This is a genomic window from Kribbella amoyensis, from assembly GCF_007828865.1.
In the GTDB taxonomy this organism is placed as follows: Bacteria; Actinomycetota; Actinomycetes; order Propionibacteriales; family Kribbellaceae; genus Kribbella; species Kribbella amoyensis.
This window is the reverse complement of the sequence record NZ_VIVK01000001.1, coordinates 5627430-5641403: the sequence shown is the minus strand read 5'-3', so window position 1 is coordinate 5641403 and position 13974 is coordinate 5627430. Positions and strand designations below refer to the sequence as shown.

The following is a 13974-nucleotide window of genomic DNA, read 5'->3' as shown; positions in this document are numbered from 1 at the left end:
CGGGTTACCGCCCGAGGCGTGCGTCGATCTTCGAGGCGGCGTCGGTGAGCAGTTTGTCGACGTCCGCGTTCTTGTCGGTGAGCACCTTCTGCACGACCGGGTCGAGCATCGCGTAGACCTCCTGCGCCTTGTTCGACGGCTCCGGCAGCAGCTTCAGCGACTTGGTCGACTCCAGGTACCCGGCGAACTGCTGCACCGGCACGTTGTTGTACGGCTCACGCCACTTGTTGTACCGGTCGTAGGTCTCCTGGCTCAGCGGCGTGATCCCGGGCCGGCCGACGAAGCCCTTGTCCGCGATCGTGTCCTTCGCGTTCTGCACCGCGAGCTGCTCGTCGGTGTACTTGTCGAACTCCTGCGACTTGATCCACTTCAGCGCGGCGACGATCTCGTTCTTGCTCGCCTTCGGGTTGATCATCTTGATCGAGCCCCCGGTCAGCGTGCCGTGCGGACCACCGTCCTGCGGCAGCGCCGCGTGCCCGTAGTCGGCCGGCTTCATCCCGAAGTTCTTCACCGCCATGTCGTACGCGTCCGGCGCCTGCAGGACCATGCCGATCTTGCCGGCCGCGAAGTCCTGCCGGATCTCCTCCTGGTTGTAGAGGAAGTTGCTGCCCATCGTGTTGTCGGACCAGCGCATGTCCTTCAGCAACTGCAGCGCCTTCTTCGTCGGCGCGTCGTTGAACGTCGACTTCTTGCCGTCCTCGGACTGGACGGTGCCGCCCATCGAGTACGTCATCGTGGTGAGCATCCAGCCGCCGGTGTTGTCCTTGGTCAGCTGCGCGTACCCGGCCTTGCCGGTCTTCTCGGTGATCTGCCGCGCGTACTCGCGGACCTCGTCCCACGTGGTCGGCGGCTTCTCCGGATCCAGCCCGGCCTGCTTGAACAGGGCCCGGTTGTACGCCAGACCGACGCTGAACACGTCGATCGGGACCCCGTAGATCCGGCCGGCGTCGTCCTGGACGATCTTCAGCACGTTCGGGTTCAGGTCCTTGGTCAGGTCGACCAGCTTCAGCTCGTCGGTGATGTCCGGCAGCTGCTTGTTCGGGATCATGTTGGCCGGCTCGGTGAAGCTGATGTTCATCACCGTCGGCAGCGAGCCCCCGGCCACCTGGGCCTGGAAGGTCTGCGCGTCCCACTTGGTCTCGGTGGACTTCACCGTGATGTTCGGGTGGGCGTCCATGAACTTCTTCACGTTGCGGTCGAACGCGGCGATGTCGTTCGGCTTGTCCGGGGTCGGGCGGTCCCCGATCGTGATCGTGACCGGCGCATTCTCGTCGACCGCGCCGGCTCCGTCCGCGGCCGGCGTCGTGCCGTCCGCACAGGCCGCCGCTGTCACCAGCAGCGCGACCGTGGTCGTCAGGGCGGCGACACACCTAGCGGTTCTCGTCATCGGAACTCCTCAGGTTTCCGGAGCACCCCGCCACCGGGCGGGCTCAGGGGTGTGGTGCGGGCCACAGCGGCCCGGGTTCCGAGTAAGTTAAACCAAGCGTGTTACTTTGTCCACGGCTGGCTTGGTCACGGTTCGGAACACCTGAGGAGCGGCTTCTGGGATCGGTCTGTTTCAGCGCAGTCCGCTGCTGCGCGGGTCGGCGAGTTCGCGGGCTGTGCGGACGATGCTCGCCTCCGGCTGAACCAGCGGGAGGCGTACGGCGGGTGTCGGGATCGTCCCGCAAGCGTGCAGAACCGCCTTGATCACCGTGGGATTGGGCGCGGCGAACAGCGCGCGGGACAGCTTGGCGAGCTTGTGACCCAGAGGCCTGGCCGTGCCGAGATCACCCTCGCGGTACGCGTCGAGAAGTGCGGCGAACTCGGCCGGGGCGACGAGCGCCGAGGCGAGGATGCCGCCGGTCGCGCCCAGCGCGAGCAGGGGTGCGATGAACGGGTCGTCGCCACCGAGGACCGCGAAGTCCGCCGGCTGCTCGGCCATCAGGTCGACGGTGTCCTCGTCGATACCACCCGCCGCGTACTTGATGCCCACGACGGCGCGGATCGCCGCGAGCCGGCGGATGGTGGCCGCCGACAACGACTGCCCGGTGCGGTACGGGACGTGGTACGCGACGAGCGGGACCGGGCTGACAGCGGCCAGGTGCTCGAAGTACGCGACCACTCCGCGCTCCCCCGGCCGGACGAAGGGTGGCACCAGGGTGAGCGCGGCCGCGGTCCGGTCGGTGAGCTTGGCGAGAGCGTCAGGCGTGTTCGCGCCGACGATGAGCTGGGCGTTCTGGGCGTGGCAAACGCCGGCTACGACGTCGAGGACAGTGCGGCGTTCGGCTTCGCTCAGGCTGCTCGGTTCGGCGGTCGTGCCGAGGGCGACGAGGCCGGCCGCCCCGGCCGTGAGGGTGTCGACGGCGAGCTTCTCCAGGGCGTCCAGCGCGACCTTGTCGTTGTCGTCGAACGGGGTGATCAGCGGGACGTACAGACCGGTGAGCGTCATGCGTCCACTCTCGGCGCGCGGTGAACGGTAGGTCCAGTTCAGCTTTCTGCGGTTATTCGTAAGCTGACCTTATGCTCGACGTTCGCCGGCTCCGCCTGCTCCGCGATCTCGACCGACTCGGCACGATCGCCGCGGTCGCGAAGGCGCACAGCTACACGCCCTCCGCGGTGTCCCAGCAGCTCGCCGTCCTCGAACGAGAGGCCGGGGTCCGGTTGCTCGAACGGACCGGCCGACGGGTCGAGCTCACGTCGGCCGGTGCGGTGCTGGTCCGACAGGCCGAGCGGGTGCTGAGTGCGCTGGAGGAGGCGGACGCGGCGCTGGCCACGGTCCGCGGCGAAGTCTCGGGGCCGCTGCGCATCGGGGCGTTCCCGACCGCGGTGCGCACGATCCTGCCGACCGCGCTAGTCACGCTCGGCCGCGAGTACCCGGCGCTCGAGCTGATGGTGACCGAGCTCGATCCGGTCGAGGTGCCCGAGGCGTTGCGGGAACGCCGGCTCGACGTGGCGCTGGTGAACGACTTCGACCTGTTGCCGGTCGCACCGGACGACACGCTGGACGCTGTCGAGCTGCTCGACGAGACGGTGTTCCTCGCCGTACCGGCCGACGACGCCACCGGCGACGAGCCGGTCGCCCGTTACCGGCACTCACCCTGGATCGCGGGCAGCCCTGGTACCGCCTGCCACGCGGTGACCTTGCAGCTGTGTCGCGCGGCCGGATTCAGCCCGGTCGTCCGGCATCACGCGGACGACTTCGACGCGGTACTGGCCCTGGTCGCCGCCGGGTTGGGCGTCTCCCTCGTCCCCCGGCTCGCCGCCTCCCGGCCGCCGAGTGGGGTCGCTCTCCTCCCCCTCGAACTCCGCCGCCGGACCCGGATCGCGTACCGGCGGGGCGCCCAGGACCATCCGGCCGTGAATGCGTTCACAACCGCGATCCGGGCGGCGACCGTGGAGCACGTCCGCCGGTGACCCGTGAGTACGGGTGCAACAAATCGCGTTCGAGTCGCATCGTGGGGGTATGACCGGGTCGCCGACCCGGCGGACTGGAGGGGAATGACATGTCTGCGGTGAACAACGTCGACGTGGCCGGGTTCTGGGAGAACGGCTGGACCATCGTGCCGGGCGTGTACTCGCGGGAGGACGTGAGCCGGTTGCGGGAGGCGGCGCACTGGTCCCGGAAGAACTTCGGCGGCGACCTGCTCGCGAACCCGCGGCTGAGGGAAGTCCTGACCGACGGCAACTTCGTGAAGATCGCCCGTCAGGTGCTCGGCCAGGACGAGATCGTCTACGCCGGCGACAGCGCCTTCACCGTCAACGGGGTCCAGCGGGGCTTCCACAAGGACAACGCGGACCGGGTCGACCCGAACGCGCCGGACTGGAACGGCAAGTACACGATCCTGCGGTTCGGCATCTACCTGCAGGACCACTACCGGCACACCGGCGGACTCAACCTGCGGCACCGGTCCCACAACACCCCGGACCTGACCGTCGGCAACAACGTGTACGTGCGGACCCGTGTCGGCGACGTCGCGGTGTGGAGCCTGCGGACCACCCACAGCGGGAACGGCATGCTGCTGCGCTTCCCGAAGTCGAAGGCGCCGCTGCCGAACGAGCAGGGCAAGTACCCGAAGTGGCTCGTCACGGGCAAGGACGGCGACCGGATCGCGCTGTTCGCGGCGCTCGGGCTGGACGACGCCCACATGAGCCGGTACGTCGACTACCTGAAGACCCGCAAGTACATGGTCGACATCTGGCGCAAGACCCGGTACGACCAGGCCGCGCTGTCCGCCGCGGAACAGGCCGGGCTCACCGTGCGCAACGTCCCGCTGGAGATTGTCGACGATCCGGAGGTCGGTCAGAACGCGGACTACGTGGCACTGCCGTACTGAGGTCGCGTACCTCGGTCGCGCGGGCGGCGGTAAATCGGCTGGCCGGAGCCGGGCTGGTCGGGGAGGATGGGCGGGTGCTTCTCCGACCGGCGACCGGCGCCGACTTCGACTTCCTGGCCTCGATGTTGCTCGAGGCGTACAACTGGGACGGGCAACCGCGGTTCACGCTGTCCGCGTTGACGGCGATGGACGAGGCGTGGCGGTACCTGGACGGTTGGCCGCGATCCGGTTCCGACTTCGGGGTCGTTGCCGAGGTCAACGAGCGGCCGGTCGGTGCGGCCTGGGCACGGTGCCTCACTTCCGACCGGCCGGGGTACGGGTATGTCGGCGACGACGTGCCCGAGTTGAGTATCGGCGTCTCCCGCGACGCGCGCGGCCAAGGAGTTGGGCGTGCGCTGTTGACCGAGCTGATCGCGGCGGCGCGGTCGGCGGGGTACGAGCGGATCAGCCTGAGCGTGGAGCCGGCGAACCGGGCGGCCGACCTCTACCGATCACTCGGCTTCGTCGAGGTCGGCCGGACCGGCGGCTCGGACACGATGGTGCTCACGCTCTAGCCGATCGGTACCGGCTGGTGGGTCAGCCGAAGTTGCGGACGCGGAACTGCATCACGCGGTACGGCCAGCCGGCGTCGGTCTTCCATTGACTGACCGACAGGTGCAGGTCGCTCAAGGTCGAGCCGGGGATGATGTAGCCGCCGTACAACTGGGCGACGTGGTTGTCGTTCTCCTGGCCCCACGCACCGCCGTAGACGAGGGTCTGTCGGTACGCGGTGTAGAGATTCGAGGTCGGGGTGTCCATGATGATGCCGTCGATCCGGTAGTCGCCGGCGTTGAACCAGGTCAGCACCCACTTCCCGCCGAGCGGCCGCAGGCACAACTCGCCGAAGCTGCCGGTCAGGATCGGCGTCGCCGGGTTGCCCCAGGCCCAGACGCCGTCGCGATACCCCCACGGCTCGTACGCGGCCGGGTTCGCGATCTGGTTGCTCCGGACCCGTTTGAGGATGATCGGCTTGTTGCGCTGGAAGCCGGTCGAGTACACGTAGACGTACCCGTCGTTGCCGTCGCCCCAGGTCAGGCACTGGAACAGCCCGCCGTCGAGATTCGGGGCGAACTTCGCGCCGGTGTGGTACCAGCTGGCGCCGGAGTTGTCCGACCGCCAGATCTCGGTCCAGACGACGTTGCCGAGTCCCTTGTTCACCATCGCGTGCAGGTACATCGACCCGCCGATCGTGATCACGTCCGAGGGCAGCACCGTGGAGAACGTCGGGTTGTCGTGCGGGTAGTCCCAAAGCTGCTGCGCCGCGGCACCACCGACGGCGCCGGACCACTTCACGCCGCTGTTCAGGTCGGTCGTGGTGGACCAGAGCGCGACGGGCGACCGCCACCAACCACCGCCGACGCGGGCCTCCTCGAACGTGTCGCCGAACATGAACAACATCCGCCCGTCGGGAGTCCGCACGGGGATGCCGAGATCTGTCGCCGCCATCCGGAACCGATCCGTCAACCCAGGTCCGGTGAGATCAGCAACCTTGGTGGTCAGCACTGCGGCCGGCGCGGCCACGGCTGCGGGTGCGGCGAGCGACGGCGCCGCGACCAGGGCACCGGCCCCGGCCGCGACTTTCAGGAAGGACCGTCGCATCATCGGCTCGGACATCGGCACTCCTCGATCGGGGCGGGAAATCGATTGCCCACGAGCCTGCGCCGCCGAGTCCGGCGAGTCAAGGCCCAGGCCCAGCAGTATCAGCCAGATCGAAAGGGTGCGGACGCCCACCACTCATCAACTGTCCCCGAGACTCGTCGCCCGACGGACGCCACGCCTGCGATCCCGGGTGCCGCCAGGCGCCTCGCAGGGTTGGTGAGTGCTGCGGGTCCGCCCTCAGTTGGGACCGGTGGCTACGGGGTGGTCGGGGTCGGTGATCCAGTGGGACCAGGAGCCGAGGTAGACGGGGGCTTCGAGGCCGGCTACTTCGAGGGCGAGGGATTCGTGGGCCGCTGTTACTCCTGAGCCGCAGTAGGTGCCGATGGGCTTGGTGCCGTCGGCGCCGAGGGCGGCGAAGCGGGCTCGGAGCCGGCCGGCCGGGAGGAAGCGGCCTTCGGGGTCGACGTTCTCGGTGGTCGGGGCGTTGATCGCGCCCGGGATGTGGCCCGCCACCTTGTCCATCGGCTCGACCTCGCCCGCGAAACGTTCGGGGGCTCGCGCGTCGAGGAGTACGCCGGTGGTCGCGAGATCGGCGGCTGCTGCGGCGTCCAGGACCGGGAGATGGCCCGGGGTGGCGACGAAGGTGCTGGTGGCGTCGGCGGGGACCTCGGTGGTCACCTCTCCCCCGGCTGCTCGCCAGGCCGCGAGACCGCCGTCGAGGACACGAACGTCGCGGACGCCGAAGTACCGGAAGACCCAGCGGGCGCGGGCGGCGGCGGTCGAGTTGGCCGCGTCGTAGACCACGACCGGGGTGTCGGCCTCGATCCCCGCGCGGCGCAGCGCCGCCTCGACTACGGTTGCTGAGGGCAACGGGTGGCGGCCGCCGTCGCCGGGTGGGCCGGCCAGTTCGGTGTCCAGGTCGACGAAGTACGCGCCGGGGATGTGGCCGGCCGCGTACGCCTCTCGGCCGGGTGGTCCCTGCAGGTTCCAGGTGGCGTCGACGACGACCGGGCGGCCGGCCGCGGCCAGCAGCTCGGCGGCCTGGATCAGCGGGCTCATGATGCCGCACCTCCGAACGGGAGTACCTCGGGTGACAGGGTGGCGCGGGCGCGGGCCGCGGTCAGCCGGCGCCGGTGGTGCCGACGGCAGAGTACTTCGTACGCCACTTCGCGCTCGTCCTCCTCGATGTCGCCGACGACGAGCTGCTCGCCCTCGGTCACCATCTCACCGCCGACGGTCCGTGCGTTGTGCGTCGCCCGCTCACCGCACCAGCACAGCGCCTCGACCTGCAGCAGCTCCATCCGGTCGGCCAGCTCGACCAGCCGCGCGGACCCCGGGAACAGGCTGGCCCGGAAATCGGTCAGGATGCCGAAGCAGAAGACGTCGATCTGCAACTCGTCCACCAGCCGAGCCAGTTGCTCGACCTGGAGCGGCGTGTAGAACTGCGCCTCGTCGCAGACCACGTAGTCGATCCGGCCGCCGTGGGTCAGCTCACCGACCACGTACTGCCAGAAGTCGAAGTCCGGCCGCACCTCGATCGCCTGCGCGGCCAGCCCGAGCCGTGACGACAGCACCGACTCCCCGGCCCGGTCGTGGCTGGTGAAGATCCGCCCCAGCCGCCCGCGCGCCTTGTGGTTGTGATCCATCTGCAGCGCGAGGGTGGACTTTCCGCAGTCCATGGTCCCGGTGAAGTAGAGCAGCTCAGCCACGGGCGCCCATCCTGCCAAGTGACTGGTTCGTCAGCGACCCCGGGGTGCGTCGGCTTTCGTTCTGAGCCTCTCGCGGGGTGTACTTGGACGTGCGCAAAGCTCTGATCCTGGTTCTCTCGTGCTGCCTGATCGTCCTCGGCCTGACTCTGGCGGCGGCTTCACCCGGCCGGATCGAGGCGGGCCTGCGGGCGTACTTCGTGCTCACCGCGCCGAAGCAGACCGGGCAGGTCACCGGCGCGATCACCCAGAACGGCGGCAGCGTGTACGCCGCGTACGACGGGATCGGCGTCGTCGTCGCGCACTCCAGCGCGCCGGATTTCGCGACGAAGATGCGCACCGTCGGCGGGGTCCAGAAGGTCGGCGCGACCCGGACGTCGGACGTCCCCGCCGCGGCCGCGAGCCCGGCGGTCCCGCCGCCCGCGACCGAGCAGGCGGACGCGACCCCGGAGATCCCGCGCGCGGACATGACCCAGATCGGCGCCGACAAGGCCTGGGCGGTGAACCCGGGCTCCAAGGCGATCACGGTCGGCGTGCTCGATACCGGCGTGGACGACCAGCACCCGGACCTCAAGCCGAACTTCGACGCCACCAGATCCGCCTCCTGCGCATACGGCAAGGTGGACACCCGGCCGGGAGCATGGCGGCCGGTCGGCGAGCACGGCACTCACGTCGCCGGGTCGATCGCGGCCGCGAAGAACGGCAAGGGCATGGTCGGCGTCGCCCCGGGCGTGCGGATCTCGTCGGTCCGCGTCGCCGAGGCGGGCAGCCAGCTGTTCTTCCCGGAGAACACGGTCTGCGCGTTCGTGTTCGCCGCCGACAAGGGCATCTCGATCACCAACAACAGCTACTACGTCGACCCGTGGCTGTTCACCTGCCCGTCGGATCAGGACCAGGACGCGATCGCCGAGGCGGTCCGCCGCGCGGTCGCGTACGCGGACTCCAAGAACGTGGTGAACGTCGCGGCGGCCGGGAACGAGGACTACGACCTGTCCCAGAAGTCCGACGACGACACCAGCCCGAACGACTCCACCCCGGCGATGCGCACCGTCACCGACGACTGCCTCAGCCTGCCGACCGAGCTGCCGAACATGGTCGTGGTCGCCTCCGTCGACGGCGACAACCTGAAGTCGAACTTCTCCAACTACGGCAACACCAAGATCAGCCTGGCCGCGCCCGGCGAGAGCGTGTACTCGACCATCCCCGGCGGCGGGTACCAGAGCCTGCAGGGCACGTCGATGGCGGCGCCGCACGTGGCCGGGGTCGCGGCACTCCTGCGCAGCGTCAATCCCAAGCTCACCGCCGAGCAGGTCCGGGACCGGCTCGCCGCCCAGGCGAACGACCTCCCGTGTCCGGCCGCGGCCGGCGGCGAGTGCACGGGTTCCGACGCGAACAACTCGTACTACGGCGAGGGCCTGGTCGACGCGGCCGAGGCGGTCGGCGCCGCGGGTGGAGCGCCGTCGACCGGGGTCACCATCACCGAGCCGGGCGAGCAGCTCGGGTTCGGCGGGATCCCGGCGATCCCGCTGCTGCTCAAGGGCACCAGCAGCAAGGGCGAGATCACGTACACCGCGACCGGGTTGCCGCCGGGGCTGTCGATCGACCACGACCGTGGCTGGATCACCGGCGTGCTCACCCCGGGCGCCGGCCGGTACAAGGTGACCGTGATCGCGCGGGACGCGGAGTCCCGGACGGCCTCGACGAGCTTCTTCTGGAACGTCTGGAGCTTCTGAGCCCGGAGACGCTCAGCCGGCGTCGACGAGCAGCGGGATCGCCATCTCGTCCTCGGTGAGCGAGCCGTGCAGCCCGATCAGCGCGGCCTCCTGCGGGAACCGCCGCCCGGCGACCAGCGCGACCGGACCGAGCGCGGCGACCACGACATCGCCGATCCGCGCCGACACCCGCTCCTCGACCGGACCGAACCAACCGCGTCCGGCCGCCTCTTCGCGGGTCAGGACCAGGGCCAGGTCACCGAGTCGTTCGCGGTACGTCGCGACCACGTCGTCGACCGCGCCGTCCACGCAGTACAGGTGGCGGAACCGGGATTCGCCGCCGACCAGCCGCAGTCCCTTGGTCAGCGCGGGCTCCGCGTCCAGGTCGATCCGGTGCTCGGGAGCGATGTCGACCATGCCGTGATCGGCGACGACCAGCAGAACCGCGTCCCGGGGCAGCGCCGACCGGACACGCTGGGCGAACGAGTCCGCGGCCGCGAGCTCCTTGCCCCAGTGGACCGACTCGCAGCCGTGCCCGTGACCGATGTAGTCGAGCTGCGAGTCGTACACGTACACGAGGGACGACGAGCCCTCACGACTGGCGAACCTGGTCGCGTCCAGCCGGTCCTCGATCGTGTCGGCACCGCGGTGAGCACTCCCCCGGAACGCGGCCGCGGTCAACCCGGAGGTGTCGAACCGGGCCTTGCTCACGTTCCGCGTGGCAACACCGGCCGCGGCCACTCGCTCGAACACGGTCCGGTGCGGCTGCCAGCGCCGCGGATCGACCTTGGCGTCCCAGGCCAGCGCGTTCAGCAGAGCACCCGTTTCCGGCACCATCGAGGTGTACCCGACGATGCCGTGGGCGCCCGGTGGCAACCCGGTCCCGAGACTGGTCAGGCTCGCCGCGGTCGTCGACGGGACGCCCGCGGTGAGGACGCGGCCGGCCAGCGAGGAGAGGTACGGCGCGAGGTCGGCGCGTCGGCGGAGCAGGTTCCAGCCGAGGCCGTCGAGCAGGAGGACGGCGTACCGCGGCGCCTCGGGCAGGTCGAGCACGTTCGACTCGCCGGGGACGGACAGGGCGCCCGCGACCGACGGCAGCACGTCGGCCAGCGAGCCCACGCCGTACGCCGGGAGGGTCGGCTCCAGGCCGGACATCACTACCTGCTGGTGGCGAACGACAGCGCGGCCGCGAAGTCGAGCACCTGCTGGAGACCGGCCGGGCCGTCCGCGGCCGCGCTGATCCGCAACGAGATGTCGTCGGCCGCGACGGAACCGGTGTAGCCGTGGTCGGCCTCGCAGTTCGGGTCCGCGCAGACGGCCGGCTCGAGGTCGATCCGGTTCACCATGCCCCAGCCGATCGTCAGCACCACCTCGCCGCCGTCGGCCGGATCCGCCTGCCGCTGCGAGGAGTAGCCCGCCGGGTTCGGGACGACGCGGTTCACCACGACGGCGTTCACCCGCTGCAGCGGGATCGCCTCGGTCGAGGTGGACGCGTACGGGGCCCGGATCAGGTCGTCGGCGGCGTGTTCGTCGGTGTGGCCGACGATCAGCCGGCTCGGGGTGAGCGCCAGGATGGTGATGTGCCGACGGACCTCGTCGCGGTCGAACGTCGGCTCGTGCTGCAGGACGAAGGCCCGGATCGGTTCTCCGGCGATGGCCACCCGGAGCGAGTCGGCCACGACATCTGGGTAGTAGCCGCACCGGTCGATCGCCTCGCGCAGCGCGGACGACGCGTCCGCCAGCTCCGGCACCGGTGCATTCAGGTCACGCATGCCCTCATCCTTGCATGCGCCGGTCCGAGGGACGGTACGCCTCCCCCGCCGCCTCGCCAGCCGCCTTGCCGCCGCCTTGCCGCCGCGTCGCCGGAGCCTCGCCGCCGCCTCGCCGGAGTGGAAAGGCGAGGGACGTCGTGGGACCGCCCCTCGCCGACTCCGGTTCTAGCCGACGCTCGCCTTGCGCAGGACCGGAGCACCCGCGGCTCCCGCGACGGCGACCAGGACCAGCCCGACGACGACCTGCCCGGCCAGCAGGAGTACGCCCGAGCTGCCCTCCGTGATCACCTTGCCCCCGCTCAGCGCCAACCCGCACAACGCACCGAAGCCGACCACGGGCAGGCCGACACCGACGACCGGGACCACCGCGGCCAGTCGCGCCGAACGCTCGATCACCTGCAGCGGTACGCCCGACCGGCGCAGCGCCTTCGCCGGAGCCGCCTGGTCCAGGGCCGTACCGACCGCGCCCGCCGCTGTCGACGCGGCACCGGTGACGAACACCAGACCGAGCAGCAGCGCGACCCCGAGACGCAGGTCCAGGTAGAGCCCCGCCTCATGCGCCTCCTTCTCCGCATCGGTCAACGGCACCTCGTCCGGTACCAGGTCGTACAGGATCGTGCGGACCTGCTCGCGGTCGTTGGTCGCGACCGTGATCTCGAGGGCGCGATCACGAGTACTGACCTCGCCCTTCAGCCCCGCGTCGGTCAGGCGCTTGCGGGCGTCCTGCGCGACGATCGCGGTCCTGCCCTGATCCGGAGAGACCTCGAACGCCGCGTCGGTGCCTTCGTCGGCGAGGCCGTACGGCATGAAGAGCGCGAGGAATCCGGTGACGAACCCGCTCAGCACCAACGCGGCCACCGGGCGGAACGCCGCCTTCGGGTCGTCGGCCAGCCGGCGACCGGCGAGCAGGACCACGGGACCCCTCGCGGTGTTGGCGAGGATCCGGCCGATCACCTGGACGGCGAACGGACCGACCACGCGGACCGCGAGCGCCGCCATCCCGAGACCGATCAGCAGCGGCAGGACCGCGCCGCCGGTGCCGAGGACGCCGAGCATGATCGGCCCGATCACCAGCAGACCCATACGGACCGCGCTCATCCCCTTGCGTTTCTGGCCGCGAACCACGCCGAGCGGCGTGATGCTGACCCGGCCGAGACCGATCAGCGCGCTCAGTACGGACAACAGCGGGACCGCGACCAGCACGATGAGGACAAGCCACCAGCTCACGGTGAGATCCGAGAGGTACCAGTGGCCGCCGCCCAGCGGGATGCGCGCGATCAGCGGGGTGAGCGCCGTGTACCCGATCAGGCCGACGATCGCGCCGAGGAAGCCGAGTACCGCTTGCTCGACCGCGCTCAGGAGCAGGACCTGGCCACGGGTGGCGCCGGCGAGACGGAGTGCGGCGAGCCGGTGTTCGCGGCGTTTGGCGGCGACCCCGGCGGCCTGGCCGACCAGACTGAGCAACGGGAAGAGGACGAGCGCGATCCCGAACGCGACCAGGACGAGCAGCATCGCCATCCGGCTGTCCAGGGCCGTGCCTTGCCAGGTGTCCAGGATCTTCGGGTGGTCGGTGGCCCGCACCCCCGGTGTATCGGGGCCGACGCCGCGGATCAGGACCAGCTCGTCCGGCGACGAGAGTCCGTCCTTGGTGATCGTGCCGGTCGGCTGGTCCACGCCGTACCGCTTGCTCAGGTCGCCGGTGGACCACAGCTTCGCCAGCGCGGGCGAGACGAAGACCTCACCCGGCTTCGGGGTGTGCGGGAGACCGGGCGGCGGTGGGAGATGGGCGTTGCGGTCCTGGTCGAGGACGGCCAGGTCGTACCGGACGACGGGCTCGCCCTGGGTCATGTCCTTGACCTCGTCCACGGCACCGACCGCGGTCCGCCGGTCGCCGTCGTCGGTGGTGCGCCAGCCGATCCGGTCGGAACGGTGCGTCAGGCCGAGCGAACCGGCGATCAGGAACGTGACGAGCAGCGCGACCACCGCGGTCGCGCCGAAGGCGGCCAGGTTCGCGGCCCGGCCTCCTGGTCCCGGCCGGCGGACGAACCGCAGGCCGAGATCGGTCATCGGGTTCATCGCTCGCTCACCCGGCCGTCGACGATCCGCACCACCCGGTGGCAGCGCGCGGCGACCGCGTCGTCGTGCGTGACCACGACGACGGCCGCACCGCGGTGGGTCGCGGCGCCGACGAGCAGGTCGATCACCTGGCCGCCGGTGGCCGCGTCCAGGGCGCCGGTCGGCTCGTCGGCGAAGACGACCTGCGGTTCGCCGACCAGGGCGCGGGCGATCGCGACGCGCTGGGCCTGGCCGCCGGACAGCTCGCCGGGGCGGCGGCCGGCTTCGTTCGCGAGGCCGACCTGGGCAAGAGTGGCGCGGGCCCGGCCGACGGCTTCGCGGCGGGACATCCCGTCGACCATCAGCGGGAGGGCGACGTTCTCGTCGGCCGGGAGTTCGGCGAGCAACTGGTTGTCCTGGAAGACGAACCCGAGCCGGCGCCGCCGGAGTACGGTCCGCTGGCCGTCGCTCAACTGGTCGACCCGGTCGTTGCCCAGCCAGACCTCGCCCTGGTCGGGGACCAGGATGCCGGCCAGGACGTGCAGCAGCGTCGTCTTGCCGTTGCCGCTGGGTCCCATCACGGCGAGCGCTTCGCCCGGCCGGACCGCGACGTCGACCCCGGCCAGACCGACGACGTCCCCGTAGTACTTGACCAGCCCACGCCCCGACAACGCCGCCGGCAGATGCTGGAACTCGTGCTGCGTATGCGGCGGCCGCTGAGCCACCGCCTGCGCCGACACCGGCTGCTGGGTCGGCACCGGGTACTGAGCGGTCG

The 13974-nt window shown here is 70.6% G+C and carries 13 protein-coding genes; 4 read left to right on the top strand and 9 right to left on the bottom strand.

Annotated features, from left to right (window positions below):
- Window positions 1-4: 4 nt before the first annotated feature.
- The gene (locus FB561_RS26345; RefSeq protein WP_145811198.1) at window positions 5-1387 is read right to left on the bottom strand and encodes an ABC transporter substrate-binding protein; all 1383 of its coding nucleotides are present in this window, start codon (window positions 1385-1387) and stop codon (window positions 5-7) included.
- Between the two features lie 171 nt (window positions 1388-1558).
- A complete protein-coding gene (locus tag FB561_RS26340; protein ID WP_145811197.1) occupies window positions 1559-2431 on the bottom strand; it encodes a dihydrodipicolinate synthase family protein in 873 nt (290 codons plus the stop codon).
- Window positions 2432-2502: 71 nt separating this feature from the next.
- On the opposite strand from FB561_RS26340, the gene FB561_RS26335 reads away from it, so the two are divergent.
- From FB561_RS26335 to FB561_RS26325, 3 genes are all read left to right on the top strand, one after another.
- Entirely contained in the window at window positions 2503-3396 is an 894-nt protein-coding gene (locus tag FB561_RS26335; RefSeq protein ID WP_145811196.1) for a LysR family transcriptional regulator, read from the top strand.
- A gap of 89 nt (window positions 3397-3485) precedes the next feature.
- Window positions 3486-4316, top strand: a complete 831-nt coding sequence (locus FB561_RS26330) for a phytanoyl-CoA dioxygenase family protein (RefSeq protein WP_145811195.1) — start codon at window positions 3486-3488, stop codon at window positions 4314-4316.
- A gap of 74 nt (window positions 4317-4390) precedes the next feature.
- On the top strand, window positions 4391-4870 hold the full coding sequence (locus FB561_RS26325) for a GNAT family N-acetyltransferase (RefSeq protein ID WP_145811194.1): 480 nt from the start codon (window positions 4391-4393) through the stop codon (window positions 4868-4870).
- 22 nt (window positions 4871-4892) lie between these two features.
- On the opposite strand, the gene FB561_RS26320 is transcribed toward FB561_RS26325, so the two are convergent.
- From FB561_RS26320 to FB561_RS26310, 3 genes are all read right to left on the bottom strand, one after another.
- Window positions 4893-5969: a DUF4185 domain-containing protein gene (locus FB561_RS26320; RefSeq protein WP_202880741.1), complete on the bottom strand. Its 1077-nt coding sequence runs from the start codon at window positions 5967-5969 to the stop codon at window positions 4893-4895.
- A gap of 222 nt (window positions 5970-6191) precedes the next feature.
- Window positions 6192-7013, bottom strand: a complete 822-nt coding sequence (locus tag FB561_RS26315) for a sulfurtransferase (protein ID WP_145811193.1) — start codon at window positions 7011-7013, stop codon at window positions 6192-6194.
- Window positions 7010-7663, bottom strand: a complete 654-nt coding sequence (locus FB561_RS26310) for a thymidine kinase (protein ID WP_145811192.1) — start codon at window positions 7661-7663, stop codon at window positions 7010-7012. The genes FB561_RS26315 and FB561_RS26310 overlap by 4 nt, the downstream gene beginning before the upstream one ends.
- An 89-nt stretch (window positions 7664-7752) precedes the next feature.
- Here FB561_RS26310 and FB561_RS26305 point away from each other — a divergent pair, with 89 nt between their 5' ends.
- Window positions 7753-9393 (top strand): S8 family peptidase, encoded by a 1641-nt coding sequence (locus tag FB561_RS26305; protein ID WP_238335067.1) that lies wholly within the window; start codon window positions 7753-7755, stop codon window positions 9391-9393.
- Window positions 9394-9405: 12 nt separating this feature from the next.
- On the opposite strand, the gene FB561_RS26300 is transcribed toward FB561_RS26305, so the two are convergent.
- The 4 genes from FB561_RS26300 to FB561_RS26285 form a co-directional block, all read right to left on the bottom strand.
- On the bottom strand, window positions 9406-10527 hold the full coding sequence (locus FB561_RS26300; RefSeq protein ID WP_145811190.1) for an alkaline phosphatase family protein: 1122 nt from the start codon (window positions 10525-10527) through the stop codon (window positions 9406-9408).
- Between the two features lie 2 nt (window positions 10528-10529).
- Window positions 10530-11144, bottom strand: coding sequence for a DUF5998 family protein (locus FB561_RS26295; RefSeq protein WP_145811189.1), 615 nt, complete (start codon window positions 11142-11144; stop codon window positions 10530-10532).
- Between the two features lie 165 nt (window positions 11145-11309).
- Window positions 11310-13220, bottom strand: a complete 1911-nt coding sequence (locus tag FB561_RS26290) for an FtsX-like permease family protein (RefSeq protein WP_145811188.1) — start codon at window positions 13218-13220, stop codon at window positions 11310-11312.
- On the bottom strand, window positions 13217-13924 hold the full coding sequence (locus FB561_RS26285) for an ABC transporter ATP-binding protein (RefSeq protein WP_420371364.1): 708 nt from the start codon (window positions 13922-13924) through the stop codon (window positions 13217-13219). The genes FB561_RS26290 and FB561_RS26285 overlap by 4 nt, the downstream gene beginning before the upstream one ends.
- Window positions 13925-13974 lie beyond the last annotated feature (50 nt).

Excerpts from the sequence above, each read along its gene's own strand:
- FB561_RS26315 (WP_145811193.1), bottom strand. The coding sequence starts at position 7,013 with ATGAGCCCGCTGATCCAGGCCGCCGAGCTGCTGGCCGCGGCCGGCCGC.
- FB561_RS26340 (WP_145811197.1), bottom strand. The coding sequence starts at position 2,431 with ATGACGCTCACCGGTCTGTACGTCCCGCTGATCACCCCGTTCGACGAC.
- FB561_RS26300 (WP_145811190.1), bottom strand. The coding sequence starts at position 10,527 with ATGTCCGGCCTGGAGCCGACCCTCCCGGCGTACGGCGTGGGCTCGCTG.
- FB561_RS26295 (WP_145811189.1), bottom strand. The coding sequence starts at position 11,144 with ATGCGTGACCTGAATGCACCGGTGCCGGAGCTGGCGGACGCGTCGTCC.
- FB561_RS26335 (WP_145811196.1), top strand. The coding sequence starts at position 2,503 with ATGCTCGACGTTCGCCGGCTCCGCCTGCTCCGCGATCTCGACCGACTC.
- FB561_RS26320 (WP_202880741.1), bottom strand. The coding sequence starts at position 5,969 with ATGTCCGAGCCGATGATGCGACGGTCCTTCCTGAAAGTCGCGGCCGGG.
- FB561_RS26290 (WP_145811188.1), bottom strand. The coding sequence starts at position 13,220 with ATGAACCCGATGACCGATCTCGGCCTGCGGTTCGTCCGCCGGCCGGGA.
- FB561_RS26345 (WP_145811198.1), bottom strand. The coding sequence starts at position 1,387 with ATGACGAGAACCGCTAGGTGTGTCGCCGCCCTGACGACCACGGTCGCG.
- FB561_RS26330 (WP_145811195.1), top strand. The coding sequence starts at position 3,486 with ATGTCTGCGGTGAACAACGTCGACGTGGCCGGGTTCTGGGAGAACGGC.